General features: G+C 72.2%; 22 protein-coding genes. 5 read left to right on the top strand and 17 right to left on the bottom strand.

Going from position 1 to position 25,517, the window contains the following annotated elements; translation table 11 throughout:
- Window positions 1–39 precede the first annotated feature (39 nt).
- The 9 genes from ACN269_RS07250 to ACN269_RS07290 form a co-directional block, all read right to left on the bottom strand.
- Window positions 40–696 carry a GntR family transcriptional regulator gene (locus ACN269_RS07250; protein WP_421476215.1) on the bottom strand — a complete coding sequence of 219 codons (657 nt, stop codon included), beginning with the start codon at window positions 694–696 and terminating at the stop codon, window positions 40–42.
- Between the two features lie 153 nt (window positions 697–849).
- Window positions 850–1,773: a SpoIID/LytB domain-containing protein gene (locus tag ACN269_RS07255; RefSeq protein ID WP_421471683.1), complete on the bottom strand. Its 924-nt coding sequence runs from the start codon at window positions 1,771–1,773 to the stop codon at window positions 850–852.
- A gap of 8 nt (window positions 1,774–1,781) precedes the next feature.
- Window positions 1,782–2,666: a peptidase inhibitor family I36 protein gene (locus ACN269_RS07260; RefSeq protein WP_421471684.1), complete on the bottom strand. Its 885-nt coding sequence runs from the start codon at window positions 2,664–2,666 to the stop codon at window positions 1,782–1,784.
- A gap of 36 nt (window positions 2,667–2,702) precedes the next feature.
- Window positions 2,703–3,557 (bottom strand): peptidoglycan-binding domain-containing protein, encoded by an 855-nt coding sequence (locus ACN269_RS07265; protein ID WP_421471685.1) that lies wholly within the window; start codon window positions 3,555–3,557, stop codon window positions 2,703–2,705.
- 184 nt (window positions 3,558–3,741) lie between these two features.
- A complete protein-coding gene (locus ACN269_RS07270; RefSeq protein WP_421471686.1) occupies window positions 3,742–4,662 on the bottom strand; it encodes an NBR1-Ig-like domain-containing protein in 921 nt (306 codons plus the stop codon).
- Window positions 4,663–4,763: 101 nt separating this feature from the next.
- Window positions 4,764–5,987, bottom strand: coding sequence for an RNA polymerase sigma factor (locus tag ACN269_RS07275; protein ID WP_421471687.1), 1,224 nt, complete (start codon window positions 5,985–5,987; stop codon window positions 4,764–4,766).
- 20 nt (window positions 5,988–6,007) lie between these two features.
- Window positions 6,008–6,361 carry a YciI family protein gene (locus ACN269_RS07280; RefSeq protein ID WP_421471688.1) on the bottom strand — a complete coding sequence of 118 codons (354 nt, stop codon included), beginning with the start codon at window positions 6,359–6,361 and terminating at the stop codon, window positions 6,008–6,010.
- Window positions 6,362–6,401: 40 nt separating this feature from the next.
- Window positions 6,402–6,815, bottom strand: a complete 414-nt coding sequence (locus ACN269_RS07285) for a DUF6069 family protein (RefSeq protein WP_421471689.1) — start codon at window positions 6,813–6,815, stop codon at window positions 6,402–6,404.
- A gap of 106 nt (window positions 6,816–6,921) precedes the next feature.
- A complete protein-coding gene (locus ACN269_RS07290) occupies window positions 6,922–7,563 on the bottom strand; it encodes a TMEM175 family protein (RefSeq protein WP_421471690.1) in 642 nt (213 codons plus the stop codon).
- Window positions 7,564–7,752: 189 nt separating this feature from the next.
- Here ACN269_RS07290 and ACN269_RS07295 point away from each other — a divergent pair, with 189 nt between their 5' ends.
- The gene (locus tag ACN269_RS07295; RefSeq protein ID WP_421471691.1) at window positions 7,753–9,267 is read left to right on the top strand and encodes a DUF1996 domain-containing protein; all 1,515 of its coding nucleotides are present in this window, start codon (window positions 7,753–7,755) and stop codon (window positions 9,265–9,267) included.
- 155 nt (window positions 9,268–9,422) lie between these two features.
- Entirely contained in the window at window positions 9,423–10,508 is a 1,086-nt protein-coding gene (locus tag ACN269_RS07300) for a hypothetical protein (protein ID WP_421471692.1), read from the top strand.
- Between the two features lie 74 nt (window positions 10,509–10,582).
- On the opposite strand, the gene ACN269_RS07305 is transcribed toward ACN269_RS07300, so the two are convergent.
- Window positions 10,583–12,145, bottom strand: coding sequence for a hypothetical protein (locus ACN269_RS07305; protein WP_421471693.1), 1,563 nt, complete (start codon window positions 12,143–12,145; stop codon window positions 10,583–10,585).
- A 199-nt stretch (window positions 12,146–12,344) separates the two neighbouring features.
- On the bottom strand, window positions 12,345–13,742 hold the full coding sequence (locus ACN269_RS07310) for an acyl-CoA synthetase (protein ID WP_421471694.1): 1,398 nt from the start codon (window positions 13,740–13,742) through the stop codon (window positions 12,345–12,347).
- A gap of 305 nt (window positions 13,743–14,047) precedes the next feature.
- Here ACN269_RS07310 and ACN269_RS07315 point away from each other — a divergent pair, with 305 nt between their 5' ends.
- From ACN269_RS07315 to ACN269_RS07325, 3 genes are all read left to right on the top strand, one after another.
- Entirely contained in the window at window positions 14,048–15,202 is a 1,155-nt protein-coding gene (locus ACN269_RS07315) for a hypothetical protein (RefSeq protein ID WP_421471695.1), read from the top strand.
- Window positions 15,203–15,404: 202 nt separating this feature from the next.
- Window positions 15,405–16,010 (top strand): response regulator transcription factor, encoded by a 606-nt coding sequence (locus ACN269_RS07320; RefSeq protein WP_421471696.1) that lies wholly within the window; start codon window positions 15,405–15,407, stop codon window positions 16,008–16,010.
- Between the two features lie 109 nt (window positions 16,011–16,119).
- Window positions 16,120–16,704 carry a response regulator transcription factor gene (locus ACN269_RS07325; protein WP_421471697.1) on the top strand — a complete coding sequence of 195 codons (585 nt, stop codon included), beginning with the start codon at window positions 16,120–16,122 and terminating at the stop codon, window positions 16,702–16,704.
- Between the two features lie 10 nt (window positions 16,705–16,714).
- On the opposite strand, the gene ACN269_RS07330 is transcribed toward ACN269_RS07325, so the two are convergent.
- From ACN269_RS07330 to ACN269_RS07355, 6 genes are all read right to left on the bottom strand, one after another.
- Entirely contained in the window at window positions 16,715–18,472 is a 1,758-nt protein-coding gene (locus tag ACN269_RS07330) for an ATP-binding cassette domain-containing protein (RefSeq protein WP_421471698.1), read from the bottom strand.
- Window positions 18,469–20,196 carry an ABC transporter ATP-binding protein gene (locus ACN269_RS07335; RefSeq protein ID WP_421471699.1) on the bottom strand — a complete coding sequence of 576 codons (1,728 nt, stop codon included), beginning with the start codon at window positions 20,194–20,196 and terminating at the stop codon, window positions 18,469–18,471. The genes ACN269_RS07330 and ACN269_RS07335 overlap by 4 nt, the downstream gene beginning before the upstream one ends.
- Window positions 20,197–20,272: 76 nt before the next feature.
- Window positions 20,273–20,392 (bottom strand): SapB/AmfS family lanthipeptide, encoded by a 120-nt coding sequence (locus ACN269_RS07340; RefSeq protein ID WP_013734295.1) that lies wholly within the window; start codon window positions 20,390–20,392, stop codon window positions 20,273–20,275.
- Window positions 20,393–20,397: 5 nt separating this feature from the next.
- Window positions 20,398–22,974: a class III lanthionine synthetase LanKC gene (gene lanKC / locus ACN269_RS07345; RefSeq protein WP_421471700.1), complete on the bottom strand. Its 2,577-nt coding sequence runs from the start codon at window positions 22,972–22,974 to the stop codon at window positions 20,398–20,400.
- Between the two features lie 214 nt (window positions 22,975–23,188).
- Window positions 23,189–24,643 (bottom strand): alkaline phosphatase PhoX, encoded by a 1,455-nt coding sequence (locus ACN269_RS07350; RefSeq protein ID WP_421471701.1) that lies wholly within the window; start codon window positions 24,641–24,643, stop codon window positions 23,189–23,191.
- A gap of 113 nt (window positions 24,644–24,756) precedes the next feature.
- Window positions 24,757–25,473, bottom strand: coding sequence for a TetR/AcrR family transcriptional regulator (locus ACN269_RS07355; protein ID WP_421471702.1), 717 nt, complete (start codon window positions 25,471–25,473; stop codon window positions 24,757–24,759).
- Window positions 25,474–25,517: the final 44 nt, after the last annotated feature.

The raw sequence follows: 25,517 nt of genomic DNA on the forward strand, positions 1-25,517 counted from the left end.
TAACGGGGACATGACGGCCCGCGCCGGGCGGGCCGCCGTTCAGTCCAGGTAGGAGCGTGCTCCGTGCCCGGACAACACGGCGAGAACCTCCTCGGAGTCTCCCCCGGCCACCGCCTCGAACAACCGCTCGTGCCGGTGGACCCCGTCCAGAGGCTGCGCCACCTCCGCCTCACGCCGCAGGTTGATCGCCATGTAGAGCTGCAACTTCACCAGGATCGAGCCGTACACGGCGGACAGTTGCCGGTTGCCGGCGAGCGCGACGAGCGCCACGTGGAACGCCCGGTGCGACTCGGCGACCGCCATCCGGTCGCCGGCCCGGGACGCCTCCCGCATCGCGTCGAGCGTCGCCCGCAACCCCGCCAGGTCGCTCTCGCGGGCGACCGGGATGCCCGCCCGCACCGCGAACCGTTCGAGGACGTCCCGCAGCTCGTACAGCTCCCGCACGTCACGGTCGGAGAGGGTGGCCACCCGTGCGCCGCGCCGGGGCACGTGCTCGACCAGCCCCTGCTGGGCCAGCAGCCGCAGCGCCTCCCGCAGCGGCGCCCGACTGATCCCGAGCCGACGGGTGAGCTGCTCCTCCACGAGGCGTTCCCCCGGATCGCTCCTGCCGCTGAGGATCTCCCGGGTCAACCGGGCGACGGCGAGGTCCACCAGACTGACGCTCTCCAGCTCACCGTCCATCGTCGGTGCGGCCATGTCGTTCACTCCGCCGAGTCTGCCACCTGTCGCCGTGCCAGCGGCGTCGGCGCGTCCCCGCGGCCCGGCTGTCGGGCTCCGGGCTGCCGGGCCGCCCACGCAGCGTGCCGCCCGCCACGGATGCGCGGCGGGCGGCACGGTCGACGTGTGACGTCAGGAGATGACCACGTCGCGGTAGTAGTGACGCAGGATCGCCTGGTAGCCGCTGCCCGCGTTGGCGAGATCACGCGAGCCGTACTGCGACATCCAGTCACCGTCCACCCAGCCACCGCACGCGGTGGTGGTCGCGCAGTAGTGCGCCCGCAGGATGTTGCCGCTCCGGGTCATCCGGGTCGACCACGTCCGGTCCACCGCCGCCGACGTCGAGCTCTGCGCCGACGACGGCCGGTAGACCTGGTCGCCCGTGTCGTCCCGGACGTCGTAGCACTGGCCGCCGGAGGTCTTCCGGGTCGAGTGCAGCGCCCAGTACCAGGCGTAGCTCTTGACCGCCATCGCGCCGGCGTCCAGCGAGGCGGCCGGCCAGCTCGTGATCCACTCGTTCGGGAGGACGTTCTTGACGTACGTCTTGAAGTCGACCCGGTCGACCCGGCCGAGACCGACCCGGTAGACGAGGATGGTGCTCGGCAGCTTGCTGTTGGTGCCGTCGCTGCTACATCCCGTCGGCCCGCTGAGCAGTTCGTGCGAGGCGTTGTTGTTCTTCAACGTGGCGTTGAGGTTGCTCTTCGCCCCGGCTGCGAAGTCCTGCGTCGCACCGGCGAAGTTGCTGTTGAAGTAGACCCGCACGGTCTTGCCGGTCCGGTTCCACACCGACGCCGCGTTGTTCTTCACGCACAGGCCCTTGCCGGCACCCGCGCCCTTGAAGTCGTAGCAGGTCGGTTGGGTCGTGCCGTAGTCGTCAAGCGAGTCGGTGAAGTCGGAGACCGAGCCGGCCTGGTTGCTGTTGTAGTAGTAGCAGAACTCGCCGCTGTCGCAGGTCCCGTCCCGTTCGGCCGCCGCCGCCGGCGAGGCGACGCTCAGGATGGAGGTGGACATGGCGAGGACGGCGCCGATGGCGGCGAGGCCCTTGCGGATCTTCACGGCGCGTCCTACCTCTCGTTGTAGCCCTGGGAGTTCCAGAACGCGGTCGGATCGGCGTTGTCCAGGACGGGGTCGTTGACGCTGACGGACGCGTGGGTCTGCCGGCCGGACCGGACCTCGACGTGCGTGTGCGCGCCCGAGCTGGAGGACACCCCGTGCCACGACTCGTCGGCGATGATCTCGCCCTTGCTGATGGCGTCGCCCACGCTCACCGCGGACCTGGGGGCGGTGTGCAGGTAGATCACCGTCTTGTTGAGCGAGGAGTTGTAGACCGAGATCGTGGACAGGCCGCCGCTGCCGGTCGCGCCCCGCGCGACGTAGGTGACCGTTCCGGAGACCAGGGCGTGTACGTCTGAGCCGACGCTACGGGCGATGTCGATGCCCTCGTGGCGGCCGGGCGTGGTGGTGTAACCGTCGAAGCCACACGTGACCGCGCCGCCGCTGGCCTGGTACAGGGCGTACGACAGGTTCGTGCGCGACGACGGCGAGAACTGGTGCGAGGCGTTGTTGTTCTTCAGCGTGGCGTTCAGGTTGGCCTTCGCACCGGCCGCGAAGTCCTGGTACGAGCCGGCGTAGCCGCTGTTGTAGTAGACACGTACCGTCTTGGTGCTGCGGTTCCAGACCGAGGCGGCCTCGTTCTTGATGCACAGGCCCTTGCCGGCGCCGGCACCCTTGAAGTCGTAGCACGAGGGTTGCTCGGTGCCGTAGTCGTCGAGCGAACCGGTGAAGTCCGAGAGCGATCCCGCGTTGTCGCTGTTGTAGTAGTAGCAGAACTCGCCGCTGTCGCAGACGCCGTCCCGGGCCGCCGCCGAGGCGGGCGACCCGACGCTGAGGATCGAGGTGGTCGCGGCCAGCGCGACGCCGACGGCGGCCAGGCTCTTACGGATGTTCATGGTGTCCTTTCAGGAACGGTGGAAGGGTGCGGGTCACTACCCGCGCTGGTACTGCTCCCAGGTCTGGATCGGGATCTGGGGTCCGTCGTCCGGGCCACGGTTGGCCAGACCGTTCAGGCCGAGGTGGTAGTCGCCGCTCTGGTGCTGCGCCTGACTGGACAGGTCCGTGTCGCTGATCGCCACGGCGTGGATGTGCCACGGCCAGTCGCCCTGACTCGGGTCACGGACCCAGGCGGCGAAGCCGACCCGGCGCAGCGCCCGGACGACGGCCGTGCGCCGGGTCGCGGTCAGGCCGGTGACCGCGATGTCGACCACACCCCCGCCGTCGTGCGTACCGGCCGAGGTCGGGTCACCCCCGGGGTTGTACGAGCCCTGTTCGAGCACCAGGGTCTGGCCCAGCAGACGCTGCGCCTCGGCCAGCATCGCCTGGGTCCGGGCGTTCACGACGTACCCGTCGCGCGCGACCTTCGCGCCCGGCCCGATCGTGTTGACGACCGTGTAGCGGTTCCGCCCGAGCTTCGTCAGCGACGTCGTGCCGGGCAGGCCGTTCGCGGCCAGTCCGGTGTAGCCGAGTGAGCGTTGGTACGCCGCGTACGCCGACACGGTCACCGTGCCGAAGTAGCCGTCGACCCACTGCGCGTTCAGCAGGCCCTGCGCCTGCAACGCCTGCTCCACGGCGAGCACCGAGGCCTTCGCACCCGGTGTCAGTGTGTCGTCGGCCCGGCGGGGGTCGATCTGAGCGGCCAGGACGGTGGCCTCCATGTCCACGATCGGCAACGCGGCCGTGGTGACGGTCCGCGGCGCGGTGGCGCCGGATGCCCCCGCATGGGCCGGAACGCCGACGGCCACGCAGAGCGCGGCGAGTCCGGCGGTTAACCAGGGACGGCGCAAGATGGTCCTCCTCGCAACTGGTGAGTCGTTCTCGGTTCGACATCACCCTGCGAGAAGTGCCCTGGTGTTCGGTACCCCCGGTGTCCTGTCAGATCCGTCAGGCCGTCGCCGACCTCGACGGATGCGGTGTTGTCAGATTGATTCGAATTGATGCAAGGCCTGCGCCTGACATCGCGACCTGGCCTCAGGCGGTCACGGTGACCATGAAGTACACCGGCCGTCGGGTCGGGAAGTACTCCCGCCCGGCCTCGTCGACCATCTTCCAACTGACCCAGCACCTGCCGGGGCGGCTCGGCGCGGTGACCCGAACACGGATCATCACCTGCTCACCGGGGGGCGTGTCACCGATCGGCACCCGATCCGGTGTCCGGCAGCCGGCGCCGTCGGCGGCGGGGTCCATCCGCGCCAGGTACCGGTTGTGCCAGTCGACCTTTCCCACGTTGGCGAGCGCCCACACCTTGTCGAACTGGGCGTTCACCTTCACCTGGGTGCCGTCCGGAATGGTGACGTCGGCGACGAACCTGCTCGAGTCCCCGGGGATCAGCGAGTCCGAGAACACCGACGTGGACGGTGACACGGTCGGTGACGATGGCGGTGTGCCGGAGCCGTCCGAGCCGGACCGGCCACGGACGCTCACGGCCAGGACGGCGGCCACCGCCACCACCAGTAGCACCGCCGCGGCGTTCAGCCACGGCAGACGCGACCGCCGCGTACTCACGACGGGTTCCTCGGCCTGCGGATCGGCCACCGCCTGGAGCACGCCCTGCTCTGTCGACGCGGGCGCGGCGGTTGCCGGCGCGACGTCACCGTCCCGGCTGGACCGGTCGGCCGTTTCCGAGGGCTGCGCCTCCTCCCATCGGCGCCGCCACACGGTCTCGTCCGCGTCGCAGGCGCGGACGAACTCCCGCGTGGTCTCCCAGGAGGGAAAGCGGGTCCCGGCGGCTGCCTCGTGCAGGGTCGTGTGGGAGATCCGTCCTGATCGCCCCGCCATCTTGCGGAACGACGGGTCTCCCGCGGCGCTGCGCAGTGCCCGCAACTGCTCGGCGAACCTCTCGGCGGGCCGTCCGTCCTGACTCGACTCGGTGGCGGCGCGCTGGTCCTTCATCAGTCCCCCATGTCAGACGACGCTGTCAGACGTTGTCAGAGCGTGTCAGAGGCTACCGAACGCGCCACGGCGAGCATCAATGTGGTGCATCGACGAGGCGGCTATCGGTCGCCGGCGGCCTCCTCACCCAGGTGACCGCTCGTGGGGGTGAGTTCGCTGCGGCGCGCCCTCAGGAAGGCGCGCTCGGTCTCGTTCCCGGTCAGCGCAATGGCCTCGTCGTAGGCGGCACGGGCCTGCGTGACCCGTCCGAGCCGGACCAGCAGCTCGGCCCGGGTGGCGGGCAGCCGGTGGTAGCCGGGAAGGTCGACCGTCTCCAACGCGGCGAGAGCCGCCTCGGGGCCGTGCGTCTCGGCCACCGCGACCGCGCGGTTGAGCGCCACGACGGGGTTCGGCGTGAGCGCGAGGAGTTGGTCGTACAGCGCCAGGACCTGCCGCCAGTCGGTGGCCAGGCCGTCGGTGTGCACCGCGTTGATCGCGGCCTGGATCTGGTACGGGCCGGGCCGGTTGCGTCGCAGACAGCGGCGGACCAGATCGTGCCCCTCGGCGATGAGCGTGGTGTTCCACAGTGCACGGTCCTGGTCGGCGAGGAGCACCAGCTCTCCGTTCGGGTCGAGCCGGGCGGGGCGACGCGCCTCGATCAGCAGGAGCAGAGCGAGCAGGCCGAGGACCTCGGGCTCGTCGGGCATCAGCGCGGCCAGCTCGCGGGCGAGCCGGATCGCCTCGGCGCACAGGTCCGTCCTGATCAACGGGCCGGCGGTGGACGCGTAGCCCTCGTTGAACATCAGGTAGAGCACGGTGAGCACGGGCGGCAGCCGGTCCGGCAACTCGTGCTCGGCGGGCACCCGGTAGGGAATCGCGGCGTCCCGGATCTTCTTCTTCGCGCGCACGATCCGCTGGGCGATGGTCGTCTCGCGTACCAGGTAGGCCCGGGCGATCTCCGGGACCTCGAGGCCACCGAGCAGGCGCAGCGTGAGGGCCGTCCGCGCGTCCGGGGCGAGCGCCGGATGGCAGCAGGTGAAGATGAGTCGTAACTGGTCGTCCCGCACGGGTCCCACCTCCTGGGGCGCGTCCTGGTGCTGGAGCAGGAGGGCCTGGGCGTGCCGGGCCTCGCGGGTCGACTCCCGGCGGAGCCGGTCGATGGCCCGGTTACGGGCGGTCGTCACGATCCAGCCACCCGGGTTGGGGGGCGGCGTCCGCCACTTGGCAAGCGCCGTGGCGAAGGCGTCCTGGACCGCCTCCTCGGCGAGGTTGATGTCGCCGAGGAGGCGGGCCAGGGTGGCGACGCAGCGGCCGTACTCCGCGCGGTAGATGCTCGCCAGGTCCATGTCGATCGGCCGGCTCCGGGTCAGGCCTGGGACAGGTCGTCGAAGGGACGTACCTCGATCGGGCCGCAGGCCGCCGCGCACTTCTCCGCCCAGGCGAGCGCCTGGTCCAGATCCGGGCACTTGATGATCCAGAAGCCGACGAGGTGCTCCTTCGTCTCGGCGAACGGCCCGTCGCTCATGGTGGTGGCGCCGTTGTCGATCCGGACGACGGTGGCGCTCTCCGGCGACACGAGTCCTCCCCCGAAGACCCAGACGCCCGCGGCCTGCATCTCGTCGTTGATCCGGCCGGTCTCGGCGAACATGACCTCCACCTCCTCGTCGGACATGGCGGGGGCGCCCTCGACGGAGTGCACGGACAGCAGGTACTGCTTCATGACGATCCTTTCGACAGGTCGGCGGTCTGATGGTGGCAGTTCAGACGGCCAGGCGGCGCGCGACGGCGGGGATCACGATCGCGGCGGCGACCAGGTGGGTGAGCATCAGCAGCGCCTTGGTGGCCAGGCCGGCGTCGGCGATGACGTCCGGCACCAGCGACAGGACCGTCAGCACCACCGTCGTACGGACGAAGGTCCGCCGGGGTCGCCGTGCGAACCGGGACAGCAGCGCCGCGAGGACGATGCCGACCAGCGAGAAGACAGCGGTCAGTACACCGAATCCGGTCACCGGTATTCCAGCGCCGCTCACCTCGAGGCTGACGCCCGCCGCCTGGCCGACGGCGGCGACGATCATGGTGGCGGCGACCGCGGCGACCGTGGCGATCAGGCCGGTGCGGACCAGCGCGCCGAGGGTCGAACCGGTGGCGCGGGTGGTGTGCGCGGTCGTGGTCATCGTGCCCTCCAGCGGGTGGGTGGCCCGGCTCGATGCCAGGCTCTCACCAGGGCTACGAACGGACCCGACCCCCATCGACAGCCACGTCCAGATTTTCTTCGTCGACTCAACCAGGACGGTCGGTGGACTCGCCGTCCTCACCGTGAATGGGCAGGTAGTAGGCGGGCAGGAACGCCGCGATGATCACCACACCCGCGATCGGCAGGAACGCGCCGACGAGGATGCCGGAGCCGATCCAGGCCAGGGCGAGCGCGAACCGGCGGCCGATGGCCCGGACGCCGCGCGGACCGAGGTCGGGGTCCAGGAGCTGGGCCCGACGGAGATGGGCCCACACGATGTTGAACAGGGCCGCGGCCACCCACAGAGTGGTGCCGTAGACGACCACCGCCGTCCGTAACCCCTGCTCCGCGCGGAGCGCCTCGGCGAGCAGGGATGTGGAGAACGGCAGGAACGCGATGACCATCAGGAGCAACGTGTTGAGGAACAGGACCTGACGGTCGACGTGCCGGACGCGGTCGAACATGACGTGGTGGTTGACCCACACCTGGCCGACCAGCAGGAAACTCAGCGCGTAGGCCAGGTAGGACGGCCACAACGCGCCGAGGCCCCGCAGCAGGTGTCCGAAGTCCTTCGGCGGCTGGATCTCCAGCACGAGGAGCGTGACGGCGATGGCGAAGACCGCGTCGCTGAAGGCGACCAGCCTGCCCGGCTGACGCGTCAGCCGGGGGACGCCGGTCCTGGAAGGCATGCCATCAGTATTAATGGAAACTTAAGGGTACGCGGGCAAAAAATTGTTATCCGAAGCCCGCTCGACGGCTACCAGGACACTTGCCCGGCACCCTCCTTAATTCTTTTTCCGCAGATTGCCGCAAGCCTCCGACGTGCACATACTCGATCCGACAGAGCCTCATCGTCGACTCGAAGGAAATCACTGGTAATGCGGAATCCTCCCCCCGCGCACGTCGCACCGCCGGACCGGGCGCGCAAGCGCCGCCGCATCGCTCGCATCACGCTCGCCTCGGGGGTCGCCGCCGCCCTGGTGGGCAGTGGCATCTACATCGCCGGCGCACAGGCCGAAGAGGTCGCCGTTCCGGGCCGGCTCCAGGCGGAGGCCTTCGCGGCCCAGTCCGGTGCGCAGACCGAGAACACCGGCGACGCCGACGGCGGTCGGAACGTCGGCTGGCTCGGCAATGGAGACTGGCTGCGGTACGACGGCGTCTCGATCACCGGCGCCGAGATCAAGGCCCGGGTCGCGGCGAACAACACCGACGGCGGTGCCGTCGAGCTGCGCCTCGGCACGCAGACCGGCGCCGTGCTGGCCAGCTTCCCGATCGCCCACACCGGCGGCTGGCAGAAGTGGACGACGGTGACCGCCACGGCGGCCAGCGTGCCGACCGGCCCGCAGACCGTCTTCGCCGTCATGAAAAGCAGCTCCCGGTCGGACTTCGTCAACCTGAACTGGTTCACGTTCGGCTCCGCGACCGGCAGCACGCCGAGCACGTCGCCGACCCCGGCTTCTCCCCCGGCGACGCCGACGACCCCGGGCACCACGCCGACCACCCCGGGTGCCACGCCCACCACGCCGGGCACTGCGCCCGCGGCGGGTTGGGTGCCGGTCGACCAGGCCCGGTGGAACAAGGAGCTGGCGGCCTTCGACAAGCTCACGCCGAAGCCGGTGACGCCGGGGACCACCCGGGTCCCCGAGTTCCACACCGACTGCGAACTCGCCAACTCCGCCCCGGACGATCCGATCGTCGTCCCCGGCCTGCCGGGCGCGTCGCACATGCACACCTTCTTCGGCCCGAAGGTCGACGCCTTCACCACCACCGACCAGCTGCTCTCGTCGACGACCACCTGCAACGCCCCCGGCGACCTGAGCGCCTACTGGACGCCGGAGCTGCGCAAGGACGGCAAGCCCGTGCCGATGAAGAGCTTCCGGGTCTACTACGGCTCACGGGTCAAGGACCCGTCGACCGTCAAGCCCTTCCCGCCGGGCCTGCGGATGGTCGAGGGCGACGCCAAGAAGCAGGTGGACACGCCGAAGAACGCCGGCAGCAACCAGTTCTGGTGCGCGGGCAGCGCCGAGACCGGCCGCAGCGCCGACGGCAACTGGCCGGTCTGCGCCTCCGGCGGCAACCTCATCTTCCAGCTCGTCTTCAAGGACTGCTGGGACGGCAAGAACATCGACTCGCCAGACCACAAGTCGCACATGGGCGACCCGGTCAACGGCGAGTGCACCGGCAAGTACCCGGTGGCGGTACCGAACCTGTCCTTCATGGTCAACTACCAGTCGCTGGGCGGGAACGGCCTCAGCCTCTCCTCCGGCAAGCCGTCCTCCATGCACGGTGACTTCATGAACGCCTGGGACCCGGCCCGCATCGGACCGCTGGTGAAGTCCTGCCTGAACCAGAAGGCCAAGTGCGGCACCGAGGTGACCTTCGCCGGCGGCTGACCCCACACGTACCCGACGGGCGGCCCCACGCGCAGGCGTGGGGCCGCCTCTCGGTAGCTGAGACCCGACACCGAAGCGCGCAGTAGCCGACTGTGACCATGTCGTCACCGAAAGCACACTCCTCCCCGACACGTCCCTGTCGACTGGAGGAACACATGCGTCTCCGCTCGTTCGTCACCGCCGCGCTGGCCGCCGTACTGGCCGCCGGCGCGCTCGCACCACCGGCGCCGGCCGCCGCGGCCACCGCCGACCGTTGGGGCTTCGCGTTCGTCAAGGACCCCACCGTGCCGGTCTGGACCGTGCTGGACACCAGCCGGCAGTGGGGTAGTTGGAAGACGGCGTTCCCGGCCGCCTGGGCCGACGGCGTCAAGCTCGCGCCGGGCCGGTTCCAGGTCCGCTTCCCCCAGGTGGGCGCCAGCTCGCGGGGCGTGCCGCACGTGACCCCGGTGAACCGGACCGGGCACTACTGCGAGGTGGTCCGCTGGTTCCAGTCCGGCGCCGACGAGATCGTCGACGTGCAGTGCCACCGGCCCGGCGGCATCCGCGAGGACACCCCGTTCACCGTGCTCTGGACGACCAGTTCCGGCGTCGTGGCGGCCGGCACCTCCCACGCGTACGTCCAGTGGACCAGCGGCGTGCTGGTGCAGTCGTACAACTCGACCGGTGTGGTGAACGCCGTCGGGCCGGTGGGCGTCGGGCAGTACCTGGTACGACTCCCCAGCGTCGGACTGGCCGGCGTGCTCGCCGGCGACGTGCAGGTCACCGCCGTCCAGCCGAACGCCGGACCCCGGCGGTGCAAGGTCAACTCCTGGGGCGCGGTCGGCATCGAGGTGCAGGTGTACGTCTTCTGCTACGACCAGGCCGGGGCCGCCGTCAACACCGACTTCGTCCTCTCGTACCACCGTCGCCGGCCGGTGATCGGCTCCCTCGGCCCGCCGTCGTACTTCGGCTACCTGGGTACCGCCGTCGGCGGACCCACCAACGACAATTCGATGCTCGGCGTCGGCGCGAACACCGTGGCGGCCATCGCGCCCGCCGGCCGTTACCTGGCGACCTTCCCGCAGATCGGCATCAAGGAGACGCACGCCCAGGTGGTGGCGCAGGGCGCCGGCAGCAACTACTGCCACCTGACCCAGCCGTGGACGTACACCACCAACGCCGACGTCGACGTGATCTGCTTCGACAACGCCGGTACGGTCACCCCGCACCGCTTCCTGGCCACCTTCACCTCCCGCCTCTGACCGCACACGTCCGGTCCCGCCCGGACCCGATCTGGTGATCAGGTCCGGGCGGGACCGGAGACCCGCGCTTGGCGTCAGCCGAAGCAGTTGGGTACGGGTGGCGCGCTGGGCGTGCAGTTGGTGGGCCGGTTGCCGGTGATGGCCGACTTGTCGTCCACCGTGACCTGACCACCGTCGTTGAAGACCCCACCCGGCGCCACGACGGAGACGTTCTCCGTGACCTTGGATTCGGTGAGGGTGAGCGAGGCGTTGTTGTAGATCCCGCCGCCACGCGAGTTCGTGCCGAACGCCTTGTTGCGGGCCACGACCGTGTGCCGCAGGACGACCTCTCCGCTGCCGTTGTAGAGGCCGCCGCCGTTCTCGATGGTGCTTCTCGTGCTGGCGGCGTTCTCACTGATCTGGCTGTCCTCGGCCACGAACTGGCCGATCTGGTTGAAGACGCCGCCGCCGCGTTGGCCGGCGTCGTTACGAACGATCCTGCCGTGCTGGAGCTGGAAGGTGCCGTCGGTGAAGATCCCGCCACCCTCGCTGCCGGTGGTGTTCTCGGTGACCTCGATGTTCCGGGCCGTGGTGGTGGCGTTGATCCCGGTACGGATGCCGCCGCCCCGGAAGCCGGAGCTGTTGTGGTGCACGCGGACGCCGTCGAGCACGGCGACGCTGGAGTTCGACAGGCCGCCGCCCGTGCCACCGATCGGCACGATGGTGAAGGTGCCGATCGAGCTGTTGTCGCTGAGTCGGGTGTTCTTGACGGTGAGGTTGCCGTTGTTGTGGACGCCGCCGCCGTCGTACAACGCGCCGTTGTCGCTGATCCGGCTCTCGTCGTCGCCGTACCGCTCCCGGTCCTTGCCGTCCTTGTCCTTGCCGTCCTTGTCCTTGCCGCCGTGCTCGCTGCGGCCGAGGATCCTGGTGTCGCCGAAGTTGGCGATCCCCCCGCCGGAGCCGTTGGAGTGGTTGAAGACGACGTCGATGTTCTCCAGGGTGGCCCGACCGCCGACGTCGACGCGGATGCCACCCCCGCCGCCGCCGAGCCCACTCGTGTCGTCGCCGCCCTTGACGGTGGCGTCCCGGAGCTTCAGGTCACCACCGGCCCCCACCTCGAGGATCCGGAACGGCGTGGCGTTGGCCGCGCGGACGATTGTGGAACCGTTCCCGTCGATGGTGATCGGCTGGGTGACGATGGGCAGGCCGACGGGGCCGAACGGCACGGGTGGCTGGGGCGCGGACGCGGTGAGCGTGTAGGTGCACCCCTTGGCGAGCCGGAGCTTCGCCCCGTGACCGGCGTTGGCGCGGACGATCGCCGCGATCAGCTCGTTGGCGCCACACGGCACGTCCCAGACGTCCCGGCCGCCACCGCTCCAGTCGTCGTCCCCGTGCTCCTTGTCGCGACCGCCCGGGTCGTGCTTGCCGCTGTCCTCGTCCGCCGCCCGGCTGCTGCCGGCGAGGACCTGCTTTCCGAGCAGCCCTCCGCCCGCTCCGAGCGCTCCGGCCAGCCCTGCGGGCGCGCTGACGGCCGCCAGACCGGCGACCCCGGTCAGTCCGGCCACCCCGGCGACGAGCCAACGGGCCCGGCGCCTCCTCGGCGGACGGGGCTGGTCTGCCGCCGCAGCGCTGACGTTCGGGTGTCGATGGTTGGACATGTCTGGCCCTTCTCCGTACACCGTGTCTCTGACGCCTCAGTCGGCGCAGACAGCGACAAATCGGTTGTCGCTCCCACGGGGAACGTAGCTGAGCCGAACTCACATCATCCGGACTTATGCGAATAACTCCTACGTTCGGCGCACCGCGCGAACGCCACCGCCGCCCGGCGAGCACGGTGACCGGCCGGGACCGACGTCGTCATTCGGCGAGCAGGTGCTTCTGCACCTTGCCCATCGCATTGCGCGGCAGCGTGTCGAGGAACCTGATCTGGCGCGGCCGTTTGTGCACGGACAGCGTCCGCGCCACGAAGTCGACGAGCTCGGCCGCGCTCACCTGGTCCGCGACGACGAAGGCGGTGACCTCCTGGCCGAGGTCGTCGTTCGGCGTGCCGACGACCGCGGCCTCGCTGACACCCGGGTGGGCCAACAGCGCATCCTCGACCTCACCAGCGCCGATCCGGTAACCGCCGCTCTTGATCAGGTCGGTCGACCGACGACCGACCAGTCGATGGACGCCGTCGGGTGACACGCTCGCGATGTCCCCGGTGCGGAACCACCCGTCCCCGTCGAGCAGCCGGGCGGTCACCTCGGGCTTGCCCAGGTAGCCGTCGAAGAGCATCGGTCCGCGAACCCACAGCTCCCCGATGGCCGTCCCGTCGGCGGGTACCGGCCGCCCGTCCTCGTCGAGCACGCGCGCCTGCGCGCCCCGCACCGGAGTGCCGACCATGCCGGGCCGACGGTGCGGGTCGTCGGCGCGGTTGCTCAACGTGATCAGTGTTTCGGTCATGCCGTAACGCTCGACCGGCTGGTGACCGGTGAGCTGGCGCATCCGCTCGAACGACGGCGCGGGCAGAGCGGCGCTGCCGGAGACCAGCAGCCGCGCCGAGCCGAGGCGCGCGGCGGCCGCCGGCTGGGCGCAGATCCGCGACCAGACGGTCGGTACGGCGAAGTAGAGGGTGCCGCCCGCATCGGCGTACGCCTCGGGCGTCGGCCGTCCGGTGTGGTGCAGCCGGCAGCCCACCCGCAGCGCACCGAGGACACCGAGCACGAGACCGTGGACGTGGAAGAGGGGCAGACCGTGCACCAGAAGGTCGTCGGGCGTCCAGGCCCAGGCCTCGGCGAGCGCGTCGATGCCGGCCTCGACGGCACGGTGCGACAGGACCGCCCCCTTGGGCGCGCCGGTGGTGCCGCTCGTGTACATGATCAGAGCAGTGCGTTCGGGGGCCGGAGCCGGGTACACGGTGTCCGAGGTGCGGCCCAGGTCGACCCGACGGACACCAATCTGCGCCGGTTCGTCCCCGGTGCCGCCGAGCAGCAGCGTCGCGCCGGAATCGCGCAGGATGTGCTCCCTCTCCCGAGGCCCGGAATCGGGTGGCACGGGGACGACGGCGGCCCCACTGAGCAGCGCGCCGACCACCCCCACCATGGTCTCGGCGGTCGCGCTGGCGTGCACGGCGACGACCGGTTCGCCGTGCAGGTCGTCAGCCACCGCGGCGGCGCATCCCCGCAGCCGCTCGGCGGACATGGTGACCGGACCGACGCGGATCAGGTCATCGACGGTCGGGCTGGAGCGGTCGAGGCCGGCGAGCAGACGCATGGGCCGAGGCTACGCCGAAGGACGTCGGTCGCGGCGGTGCGAGCAGTCCGTCCTCGACGGCGGCGGGAGGGTCAGAGCCGGCCGCAGCACGCCGGGGACACTACCGTCGGCGAGCGGCTGCGCCCGCGCCGCCCCGGTGGAGACCGACCCGGCACCCGCCGTCCATCGCACGCGCCGGGGCGTCCGGCCGCCGACGGCGTCCATCAGCGGATGCGAATAGGTAAGCGCGTCGCTACGATGGGTCAGAAATTCAGTGGGGAAGGGGTCGTGCCCGCGTGCGAAGTCCCGTCAACGGAACCGCGCCGATGTCCGCGCCGGTTCGAGCCGCGCCGGTCGCGGCCGACCGGCTGCGCCGGCTCGCCCGGCGGCTGGCGCTGGTGGCGGTGGCCGTCGGGGGCGGCTTCCTCCTGGCTCTCCTGTTCCAGGGGCCGGCCAGCGCCGACGGCACGCGTGGCGGTTCCGGCGACGAGCTTCATCGGCAGCTCGGCGCTCTGGTGGAGCCGGTCCAGCGGGTCACCGTCACCGAACGCCCCGACCACGACCCCCTGCGCGGCGTACGCGCCGACGACGCCCGGGCCAGCGCGAGCGCCGACGCCCGCCGCCACGGCGGGCGGCACGCCCCGCTGACCGGCGCGATTGCCGGCGTCGTCGGCGCACGCGACGTGCCGTCCCCGCCCGCGCTCCGCCGCCCGACGGACGCCACCCGGACGTCGGTGCCGCCGTCCCGGGCGGGCACACCCGTCCGGCCCGAGGCCGCCCGGCACGAACGGCTGCGCCCCTCGACCGCGTCCAGCGCGATTCGTCATCCCGCCCACCGCGCCCGCTCACCGCGATCGGCGGCAGCTTCCGCCCGGCAGCCGGCGACCGCCGCGCCCGATCACCGAGAGCTGCCCGAAGCGCTCGGGCCGCCCGCCGTGGCGGGCCTGCTCACCCCGGTCCTGCGGCCCGCCGTCGACGTCGTGCGCGCCCTGCCGATCGTGCCCGTCGTGGCGGCGCTCCTGCACGTCGTCGACGCCGTCCTGCCACCCGCTCTCGGCGCGGTGGTCGTACCCACGCCGCGCTCGCCGCTCGCTCCCCCGGCGCGTGAACCGACCGCCGTGTCGCCCGGCGCGACACCCGCGCCGACGCCGCCGGATCCGGCGCTGCCCGCCCCCGCCGCGGCGACGCCACCGCCCGCCGCACCGCCGCCGACTACGGTGGCCGCACACCGACCTCCCCCGGCCCCACCGGGCCACCCCGCCGCGCGCCCGGCGCCGCCGGCCGTGGCGGATTACCCTCCGGGTCGGCCCGTCACCCCGGTCGACCAGGACGCCGCCGGCACCGACGAGGGCTCACCGCCCGCGCCGGGTCTGGTCCGGCCGGCTCACCGGCAGTCACACCCCGGCATCGCCGCGCTCTGCCACCTCGTGCCGCTCTTCGTCGCGAGCCGAACTCCGTCTGCGATCGCCCGCCCGGGCTGAGGCCGGCCGCCGACCCCCGGGCTGCTCGCCCGCGCGGTCGGTCCCACCGCTGGCCTGGTCAACGGTGCCCGCGCCCGCGCGCCCTGATGGCGTCGTGGGCCCCTTGGCCGCCCGACTTCTCGCGTACGACGATCGCGGCCGACCCGTGGACACACCGGGTTCGGTGACCGTCGTGACGTGCACCTGAGATCGGAGAAACACGGTGATCCACGTTGTTGTCGCCGAGGACATGGGTTTGCTGCGCGGAGCGCTCTGCGCCGCGCTCTCCCGGGAGGAGGACATGGAGGTGGTCGCCGACGTCGAGGGCGTCGGAGAACTGTTGACGGCGGTCCGCCGGTGCAGGCCCCAGGTGGTGGTGCTGACGCTGGCACCGGAGTTGCCCGATCCGGTGGGGGTGATCGCCCGGATCAGCACCGAGGCACCGCACGCCGCCGTGTTGGCGATGAGCCCCCGGTGGAGCCCGGCGCTCGTGGAGGCGGCACTGGCGGCCGGGGCACGCGGCCTGGTCGGCCGGGACAGCCCGCTGGTGGAGCTGGTGCGGTCGATCCGGGCGCTCGCCGCCGGGGAACGGGCGATCGACCCGGCCGCCGCAGTGGCGGTGCTCAGTCCCCCGGAGATGCCGTTGACGCCCCGGGAGTTGGACGTGCTGCGGATGGCCGCCGAGGGTCTGCCACTCAAGGAGATCGCCGGTCGGCTCTTCCTGGCCCACGGGACGGTACGTAATCACCTGTCGGCGATCCTGCACAAGATCGGGGCTCGCAACCGGTTGGAGGCCGTGTGGCACGCCCGGCGCAACGGCTGGTTGTAGCCATCGGGGCGGGTCCGCACGGACCCGCCCCGTCGCCGTGCGGCCCCGATCGATGCGTGTTTGAATATTGACGTTGAGTGATCGTTATCCACGCGCGGGAAGGTTCGTCGTGATCCGTACCCTGCTCGCTCTGGACGGGGCTCTGGTGCTGGGCGCGCTGTCGTTCGTCCTCGCCGCCGAGGACGACATCCGTGTCGTGGCCGAGGTGGATCGCGGTGAGGCGGTGCCCGCGGCCGTGCGCGCCCAGCGCCCGGACGTGGTGGTGGCCGACCTCGATCTCGTCGACGAGGGGGCGCCCGGGCAGCTGGGCCTGTGCCCCATCCTGATGCTGGTCCACCCGCACCGGGCCCGCCGACTGCGGGGGATGCTCAGCCCGTCCCGGACGGTCGGCATCCTGCGCAGCGACGCCGCTCCCCAGCGGGTCGTCGAGGGGATCCGCCGGCTCGCCCGCCGGGAGCACGTCCTCGACGCGGACCTCGTCGTCGCGGCCCTGCACTCTGACAATCCGCTGACCGAACGTGAGCGGGAGGTGTTGACGCTGACGGCGGCGGGGGCACCGGTCACCGAGGTCGCGGCGTCGCTCGGGCTCAGTCGTGGCACCGTCCGCAACCACCTCGCTCGGATCGCCCGCAAGGTGGGCGCGCGTACCCGGGTGGAGGCGGTGCGGTTGGCGGGCGAGGCGGGCTGGATCTGATCTTCGGAGGTCAGCTCGGCCGCGTCGCCGGGGACGGCGTCACCGGCTCGTCCCAGCAGCCGACGAGCGTCCGGTAGGTGGCGGAGCGGGTCAGCAACTGCTCGTGCGTCCCCACCATGGGCGCGCCGCCGTCGAGGACCAGCACCCGGTCGGCGCGCAGCGCGGAGCTGATCCGGTGCGCGACCACGACGAGGCTGCCGGGCCGCCGCGCGAAGGCGGCCTCGACGGTCGCCTCCCGCACCGGGTCGAGATGGCAGGTCGCCTCGTCCAGGATCGCCAGCGGGGCGGGCGCGAGCCAGGCCCGGACCGCCGCGACGAGCTGCCGCTCACCGGCGGAGAGCAGGGAGGGTACGACCGGCGCGTCCAGGCCCCCCAGGCGGGCTGCCAGCGGGCGCGCGCCCAGCACGTCGAGGGCGACCTCCAGGGTGTCCTCGTCGGCGTCGGGCCGGAGATAGCGGAGGTTGTCGGCCAACGTGCCGGTGAAGACGTACGCCTGTTGGGGCAGCAGCACCCGCATCCGGGCCAGGAAGTCCGGCGCGGCGTCGGCGACCGGTGCGCCGGCCAGGTGGACCGTGCCCTCCTGCGGTGGCACGAGCCCGGCCAGCAGAGCGGCCAGCGTGGACTTGCCCGCGCCGCTGGGTCCCACCACGGCCAGGTGATCGCCGTTGGCCAGCGTGAGCGAGAAGTTCCGCAGGATCGGCTCGGCGCTGGGGCCGTACCGGAAGGTCAGTCCCCGGACCTCGACGGCCGGTGCGCCGCCGACCGGCCTGGTCGACGGACGCGGGCGGGGGATCTCCTCCGCGGGCGCCGGCAGGTACGGATAGACGCGCAGGATGTTCTCCAGGGTGACCGCGTAGCGCAGCCCGCCGCCGCCGATGCCCTGCACGAGGGTGTGCAGGGCAGGTTGCAGTCCGGTGGACACGTAGATCAGCGCCCCCAGCACCGCGCCGGCGGTCATCCCCCGCTCGACCAGCCACCCAGTGGCCACGAGCAGCACCACCAGCGGCGACCACCCGCCGATGCCGAGGCTGAGGCTACGGATCACCGCCATCCGGGCGAGGGCGCGCTCGGCGGCGGCCTGCGCCGACACCCGATGCTCCACCTCGGACGCCACGCGCGCCTGAGCGCCACAGGCCAGCACGTCGCGGTGACCGGCCAGCACGGTCGCCGCCGACTGGCCCAACAGCTCACCGGCGCGGACGTACGCCCGCTGGTGCACGACCATGGCCGGCAGCGCGGCGAGGAACACGACCAGGCCGGCGACCAGCGGCGCGGCGGCCAGCGCCGCCGCCACCGGCGCGAGGGCGAAGAGGCCAAGCAGGGCCGCTCCGGCGGAGAAGAGGAAGCCACGCGTCACCATCAGCAGACCGGCGAAGGTGTCCCGGACGATCTCCATCTGGTGGGTCAGCCGGGTCGTCGCCGCGCTGTCCGGGCGACCACCGGCCCGGGTGGCGTCGCGCAGCGCGCCCCGCACCACCTGGGCGGCCACCTCGTCGCGGAACGGCTCGACCACCGCGCCGAGGCTCCGATAGGTCCGGCCGGTCGCCGCCGCGCCCACCAGCACGGCCACGGCGAGGACCCCCAACCACGCCAGCCCGTCGACGAGACGCCCGGCCAGGAAGCCGTCGTCCACGGCACGGGCGACGAGCAGCCCGGCGAGCAGCGCGGGCAGCGCCTCGACGAGCGACCACCCGCAGAGGCGGGCCAGGTCACCTCGGCGGGCCCGCAGCGCCCGCCAGGTCACCTGCCGGACGGTCGGCGGGCTCACGTTCCACCGCCGGCCGGCTCGAACACCGCCCGGTAGTCCGGGTCGCCCCAGAGTCGTCGGTGCGGTGCCAGCGCGCGCAGCCGGCCGCCGTCCAGCCAGGCGACGAGGTCGGCGCGGGCGGCCGCCGCCGCCCGGTGGGTGACGACCAGTCGGGTCCGCTCGCCCGAGCGCCCGACGACCGCCTCGGTGATCCGGTGTTCGGTCGCCGTGTCCAGGCTGGACGTGGCGTCGTCCAGGATGAGCAGCCGCTCGGCGGCGAACGCCCGGGCCAGGCCGAGGCGTTGGGTCTCCCCACCGGAGAGCGGCGTGTGAACCAGCGGGGTGCGGTACCCCTCGGGCAGCCGGTCGATCACGTCGGCCACCGCCGCCAGGCGGGCCGCCCGCAGGACCGCCGGCGTGGCGGGTCGTCCGTCGGCGGGTGGTGTCGCGGACGCCCCCGGCCGGGCCAGGCCGATCGCGTCGTGGACGGTCGCGCCGATCAGGACCGGCTGGTCGAAGGCGTAGCCGACGGCGCGGCGCAGCGCCGACGCGTCGAGGTCCCGCAGCGGCACACCGTCGAGGCGTACCTCCCCGCCGTCGGGGTCGTGCAGGCGTCCCGCCACGGCCGCCAGGGTCGACTTGCCGGCGCCGGACGCGCCGACGACGGCCACGGTCGCACCGGCCGGTACGTCCAGGTCGATGCCGTCCAGGATGGGTCGGCCGTCGTCGCCGTCCACCCGCACGTCCCGCAGTCGCAGCGCGCCACCACCGGGCGGTAGGGGCCGGTCGCCGCTGGTCATGGCGGGCTGTCGCAGCGGCTCGGCGACCCGGTGCGCCCCGGCGCGGCTGCGCACCAGGTGGTTGAGCGTGGCGAGGACCGCACCGAGCCCGGCGCCCATGGCCGCGTACCGGACGGCGGCGACCAGTTCACCGGGCGTGAGCCAGCCCGCCGTCAGGGCGTACCCGCCGACCGCGACGACGCTCAGGTGCAGCAGCGGCGCGACGGCGGAGGTGCGCGCGCTCGCCCGGGCGAGCAGGTCCCACGTACGTCGGCCGTGCCGGCCCAGCTCCGGTAGGGCCGCCAACACGCGGGCCTCCTCACGGTGGACCGTGTCGGCGGCGGCGATGGTCCGGGCCCCGGTCAGCGACTCCAGCAGCCGGCCGGCGATGACGCCGAGCACCCGTTGGTAGCCGGCGGTCGCGGTGGAGGCGTCAGCCACGAAGGCCCGCATGAGCACGGCGAGCAGGACGAGGCCGGCGAGCAGGGTGATCCCCAGGACCGGCTCCAGCAGGGCGAGCGCGACGACGCTGCCGAGGGGCGGCAGCACCGCCACGACGGTCAGGACCACGGCGTTGCCGGCCTGTCCCGCGTCGGCGGCCTGGCCGACCACGCGTCCGACGAGATCCCCCACCGGGTACCGCCGGGTGGCCCGCACGTCCAGCGCGAACAGGTGGCGCAGCAGGTGGCGGCGTAGTCCGGCGGTGGCGCGTGCGGCGCCGAATCCGCTGCTGAGGTCCATCAGGGCGTCGACGCAGACGAGCGCGACGACCAGCCCGCAGGCGGCCAGCGCCCACCAGGGCGGGCCACCGCCGAGGGCGGCGTCGACGGCGCGACCCAGGGCCGTCGGGAGCAACAGTTCGGCGGTCGCGCCCAGGAGCGCGACCGCCGCGAGCCCGGCGGTCCAGCCGCCGCCGGCCAGGACCGTACGCCGCAGTAGCCGGTCCCCCGCGTCGAACGTCGACATCGCTCCTCCCGGTGCCACGCGGTCGCCCTGGGTGGGCACGTCTACCCACCCAGGGCGATCACGTTGTCGCGACGGATCAGTTGCAGGTCGTGACGGAGAGCGAGCTGTCGCCGCAGAGCAGCAGGCTCGCCCGGCTACCGCCACCCGTGCGGTCGGCCGGAGCCATCTCCAGGCCCTGGAGGTCCAGAAGCGCCATGTCGTTCACCTCCCTTCCATTCCTTCGTCGATCCGGTCGCCCCCGCTGTCACGGGGGAGTCTCTGCGCGCCCGGCAGGGGCGCGAGGAAGGGCAGCGTCGGCGGGTCGTCGTGCCGCGCACAGGTCAGCGCGTACAGCACGCCGGCGGTGCCGGTGCCGAAGTCCATGGAGAGCCGCAGCAGCTGCTCACCGGGGAAGGCGGTCCCCTCCCGGTACGGCAGCGCGTGCCAGGCCAGCCGGTCCACCTGCGCGTCGAGTTCGAGGCGGTCGCCGTCGCGGTTCGAGGCCGCGAGGTAGGCGATGATGCCGGCCCGACCGGCGAAGAGCCCGGTCTGCGCGTAGAACGGTGACCGCGCCGCGCGGCGGATGCCCGCGCTGGCCTCGGCGAACCCGTCGTCGTCGCGATGGCGCAGGTACTGATCGAGGACCAGTCCGATGCCGACGCTGCCGTGTGCCAGGTACGGCATGGTCCGCCAGCCCTCGTTGACCTCCAGGGCACCGTCCGGCCGCAGCACGCACCGGCGCAGGTCCTGGCGCAGCGCGGTGGCGGCGTGCCCCAACAGCTCCTCGTCGCCGCTGAGCTCGTGGAGCCGCAGCAGCAGCAACGCCGGTCCGGTCCGGCCGCGCAGCAGCCCGGCGTACGGGTGGCGTCCGCCACTGATGTCCGGGCCGGGATCGTCGGCCAGTTGCCCGATCACCCGCTCGGCGACCCGCCACACGGCGTCGCGCAACGACACCTCCCCGGTACGGGCGGCCAACTCGGCCAGGTTGAGCGCGATCCCGGACAGCCCGCTCGCCAGGCTGTGGTCGAGTCCGTCCAGCGGCTCGCGCAGGCAGATGTCGAGCACGTCCAGCGCGTCCTGCCGGCGGCCGAGGCTCTCCAGGGCGTAGGCGACACCGTGCAGGCCGTCGTAGAAGCCACAGCGGGTGCCGGACGGGGGCGCGGTCGCCCGTCGTACCAGCCAGTCCTCGTGCTCGGGCCACCGTCCGACGTCGCTGCTGTGCAGCGCGTACAGCACTCCCGCCGCCCCGTGGGCGAGGTTGAGGCCGCCGCTGCGGAACTGCTCGATGTCGCCGGGGAAGAGCCGGTCGTCGCGCGTCGGGGTGGCGCTGGCCAGGATCGCCGTCGCCAACCGGTCCGGCGTGACGGACGCGTCGTGCGCCCCCGTCGCCTGCGGGCCGCCGGTGATCTCCTCGACCGCCGGGTCGAGGAAGGACCTCGGCACCGGGAAGTTCGCGGCGATGACGTCCGCCAGGTGCGCGGCCTTCGCCGGGGCGAGCCGCACGAGCTGGGTCAGTGGCAGGAACAGCGCCAGCCGCAGGCACGCCAGGGCGTACGTGTCGACCGCCGGCCCGGTCCGGTCGCGGGGAGCCGCGAAGCCCTGGTTACGCAGCCCTGGTCGGCGGTGTCCGTCGATCGGGGCGGCCACCTCGAAGTCGACGAGGGCGACCCGGTCGTCCGGGCGGATCATGATGTTGAACAGGTGCAGGTCGCCGTAGACCAGGCCGCGTTCGTGGATCGCCGCGATGAGGGTCTCGACCTGCTCGTGGACGTGCCGGGCCCAGCGGGCGTACGCGGCCCGGTCCTCGTCCGTCGCGTCGGCGTCGATCAGGGGATACCTGTCGACGAGCACCTTGTTCAACGGTCGGCCCTCGATGAACTCCAGCGCGAGGAACCGGTGCTCGCCCAGGTCGAACTCGTCGTGCACCCGGGGCACCTGCGGCAGGTCGGCGAGTTGCCGCAGCGCGTCGGCCTCCCGGGCCAGTCGGGCGACGGCGTCCACGCCGTCGGCGTCCAGGCCGGCGTGCGGCCGGGCCTCCTTCAGCACGACTTCGGTGTCGGTACGCAGGTCGCGGCCCACGTACAGGCCACCGCCGTTGGAGAAGTGGATCACCCGTTCGACCCGGTACGGCACCTGGTCGGTGCTGGTTCCGCTACGGGCCGCCAGGTGCGGGCCGAGGAAGTCGGGCAGGGTGACCCAGTCCGGCACGTGGAAGACCGGGTCGCGGCGGTCCGGCACCAGCGTGCCGGAGTCGTCCTCGATCGCCGGCACCACCTGGCCGTCGGGCGAGTGGCAGTAGCGGGCGGCGAAACCGCCGTAGCGCACGTGGACCGGGCCGGCGCCGTACCGCAGGTCGCTGAGGATGTACGGCCCGGTCTCGCCGGTGAGCAGCTCGTCGAGCTCCTTGCAGACCAGTTCCAGCTCCGCGTCGTCGCGCGGGTAGACGGTGACGAACTTGCCGCTGGCGGCCCGGGAGGCGTACTTGGAGTTGCGCAGCAGCAGGGTGCGGGGCCCGCGGAGGAACTTGAAGGACAGGCCCCGGGGTACGCAGTAGTCCCAGACGGCGTCCAGCACCCGCTCGGCGTTCGCGAGGCCCGCCGACACGTGGATCTTCCAGCCCTGCTGCGGCAGCGAACCGCCGTCGGGGGCGTAGATCAGCCAGTCGTCGAGCGGCTCGCGGCGCCAGCCGGTCGGGATCGGACGGTCGGCGGCCGGAAAGACGGGCTGCGCGACGGCGCTGCCGAGCGAGTCGTAGAAGAGGCGATCCGCGGCGCAGTAGCTGTCGTAGCGTTCGTCCACTGTCCCGCCACCTCTCGAATCCGGCCGGCTGCTGTCGTCCGGCGTTGCATCGAGTCTCATCGACGGGCCCCGGTGGGCTCCAGTGCGCTTAGTCACCGACCGTGATGCGAGGTGCACACGAACTCGTGACAAGAGTCAGGCATTGTCGAGGTTTGAAAAGACGGCAGGTGGGGACGGGCCGCAGCCCGCTCCCCACCTGCCGGTCCTTCGTTCGTCAGCCCAGGTACTTCTCCCACGGGCCGGTGATGGCCAGGGTCAGACCCGGGTCCTGCATGTTGACGAACAGCACCTTCCCGTCGGCGCTGAAGGTCGGCCCGCAGAACTCCGAGTCGTTGAGCTGGTTGCGGGCGATCGCGTAGGTCGGCCCGCCCGGGATGGTGCTGAGCACGTGCGAGGCGCCCTTGCCGTCCTCGGCGAGCACCAGGCTCCCCCACGGGGTGACCGTCACGTTGTCCGGGCCGTCGAAGGTGATGTCGGTGTACTTCACCGGCGTCCCCTCCTCGGAGGCGGCCTGGTGCGGGAAGTACGTCACGAGTTGGATGGTCTGGTCCTTGAAGTGGTAGAACCAGACCATGCCGTCGTGCGGCGCCGCGTCGGCCGGCAGGTCGCCCTCGTCCCAGGCGTAGGAGTTGACGACGTACACGCCCTCGTCGGTGCTCCACACGCCCTCGAACTTGCGGCCACGGGTGACCTGACCGTCGGCGAACTGCTCGCGGACGGAGGTGTGCCGCGCGTCGCGGTCCGGCACCTCGATCCACCGCACCGGGAACGGGCGGCCGAGCTGGGCCGAGGTCAGGTAGGCCACGTCCGGCAGCACGGACCCGTCGTCCATGATGATCTGCATGGCGGCGAGGACACCGGCGTCCGGCGCGAGGCGGGTCAGCACGCCGGGGCCCAGCTTCACGCCGCGCGGCGCGGACCAGCGGTAGAAGAGGCCGTTGGGTTCGTCGGCGTCCTCGGAGAGGTAGACGTGGGTGCGGTCCTTGTCGATCGCCAGCGCCTCGTGGGAGTAGCGACCCAGACACTTGATCGGCCGCGGGTCGGCGCTGCCGTCGGCCCAGACCTCGAAGACGTACCCGTGGTCCTTGGCGTAGACGCCGGAGCGGTCACCCTCGGTCCACCTGTCGCCGGCGCGGTCCTCGGTCTCCTCGCAGGTCAGCCAGGTGCCCCACGGGGTCGGGCCACCGGCGCAGTTGGAGATGGTGCCGGACAGGGCGACGAACTCGCCCAGGTTGCGGCCCGCGACGTCGGTCGTGATCACCGTGCAGCCACCGGCGTCGACGGCGCCCGGGTCGTAGACGGTGCCCTTGACGTGGGGTACGCCGAACTCGGCGCCCGGGTCGATCTCGTGGTTCTGGATGAGGGTGTAGCGGCCGCGTCCGGCGTCGAAGACGGCCATGCCGTCGTGGTCCGCCGGGGTCAGACCCTGACCACGGTCGAGGCGGGTGACGCCGGTGCGGGTGACGATCGTGTAGCGGAAGCCCTCGGGCAGCGCCAGGATCCCCTTGGGGTCGTCCACCAGCGGCGGGAAGGGGACGCGCCCGCCCTTGACTGGCGAGTGCGGTCGGGCGGGGCTGGCCTGCGCCAGGGACGGCAGGCCGCCGGCGACGGCGAGGCCCACACCGGCGGCGGCGCCACCGGCGAGGAAGGTACGACGGGAGGAAGGCACGCGGATCAGCTCCTGATCAAGACAAGTGCGACGGCCGACAGCCAACCCCCACCGACGGACACCGACGCGTCACCTGTGGGGTCCACCGGTGACATCGGGGTGAAGATTCGGCGTCACCGGGGTCGTCGCGGTGCCGTCCAGCCCTGCTCGTGCAGCCGTTCGATGCCGTCCAGCAGCAGGTCGAGCGCGAACTCGAACTCGAACTGGTCGTCGCAGCCCTGCCCCACGACCGTCTCGTCGTCGTGCGACGCCGCGGTGGCGATCTCCGCCAGGTGCGGGAACCGGGCGGCGAACTCGGGGGGCAGCGCCGCGGCGGGCTCGGGGCTGGTCGGTCCGGACCGGCCGGCGCGGCGGGCGTCGTCGAACAGTTCCTGACTGAAGCCCAGCACCCGGCTGCCCATGGTGTGCATGACGTGGTGCGCGAGGTGCGCGGAGAACCCACCCGCCTTGAGGGTGCCGACCACCGAGTCGAGGTAGGTCAGGACAGCCGGGGTGGCCATGGTCCGCGACTCGATGGCCAGCGGTGCCCAGGGATGCCGGCGCAGCACCGCCCGCGCCGAGAGGATGCGCCGGCGGATGGCGTCCTTCCAGGTGGTGTCGCGCTCGGGCGGGTCGATCTGGCCGACGACCACGTCGATCATGCCGTCGAGCAGTTCGTCCTTGTTGGCCACGTGTTTGTAGAGGGCCATCGGCACGACGCCCAGGTCCTGGGCGAGGTTGCGCATGCTGAGCGATTCGATGCCGGCCTCGTCGGCGAGCGCGACGGCCGCCCGCAGGATGCGGTCCCTGCTCAGCGGCGTGCGGCGCAGCGTCTCAGCCTGCTCGACCATCTCGTCCTCGTCCTGTCCGGCGGTTGTTGAACGATAACCACCTT

It is taken from the genome of Micromonospora sp. WMMD736 (genome assembly GCF_049179015.1).
In the GTDB taxonomy this organism is placed as follows: Bacteria; Actinomycetota; Actinomycetes; order Mycobacteriales; family Micromonosporaceae; genus Micromonospora.

Coding starts and splice junctions, on each gene's coding strand:
- ACN269_RS07250 (WP_421476215.1), bottom strand. CDS start 696: ATGGCCGCACCGACGATGGACGGTGAGCTGGAGAGCGTCAGTCTGGTG.
- ACN269_RS07260 (WP_421471684.1), bottom strand. CDS start 2,666: ATGAACATCCGTAAGAGCCTGGCCGCCGTCGGCGTCGCGCTGGCCGCG.
- ACN269_RS07270 (WP_421471686.1), bottom strand. CDS start 4,662: ATGAAGGACCAGCGCGCCGCCACCGAGTCGAGTCAGGACGGACGGCCC.
- ACN269_RS07275 (WP_421471687.1), bottom strand. CDS start 5,987: ATGGACCTGGCGAGCATCTACCGCGCGGAGTACGGCCGCTGCGTCGCC.
- ACN269_RS07280 (WP_421471688.1), bottom strand. CDS start 6,361: ATGAAGCAGTACCTGCTGTCCGTGCACTCCGTCGAGGGCGCCCCCGCC.
- ACN269_RS07285 (WP_421471689.1), bottom strand. CDS start 6,815: ATGACCACGACCGCGCACACCACCCGCGCCACCGGTTCGACCCTCGGC.
- ACN269_RS07290 (WP_421471690.1), bottom strand. CDS start 7,563: ATGCCTTCCAGGACCGGCGTCCCCCGGCTGACGCGTCAGCCGGGCAGG.
- ACN269_RS07295 (WP_421471691.1), top strand. CDS start 7,753: ATGCGGAATCCTCCCCCCGCGCACGTCGCACCGCCGGACCGGGCGCGC.
- ACN269_RS07300 (WP_421471692.1), top strand. CDS start 9,423: ATGCGTCTCCGCTCGTTCGTCACCGCCGCGCTGGCCGCCGTACTGGCC.
- ACN269_RS07305 (WP_421471693.1), bottom strand. CDS start 12,145: ATGTCCAACCATCGACACCCGAACGTCAGCGCTGCGGCGGCAGACCAG.
- ACN269_RS07310 (WP_421471694.1), bottom strand. CDS start 13,742: ATGCGTCTGCTCGCCGGCCTCGACCGCTCCAGCCCGACCGTCGATGAC.
- ACN269_RS07315 (WP_421471695.1), top strand. CDS start 14,048: ATGTCCGCGCCGGTTCGAGCCGCGCCGGTCGCGGCCGACCGGCTGCGC.
- ACN269_RS07335 (WP_421471699.1), bottom strand. CDS start 20,196: ATGTCGACGTTCGACGCGGGGGACCGGCTACTGCGGCGTACGGTCCTG.
- ACN269_RS07340 (WP_013734295.1), bottom strand. CDS start 20,392: ATGGCGCTTCTGGACCTCCAGGGCCTGGAGATGGCTCCGGCCGACCGC.
- ACN269_RS07355 (WP_421471702.1), bottom strand. CDS start 25,473: ATGGTCGAGCAGGCTGAGACGCTGCGCCGCACGCCGCTGAGCAGGGAC.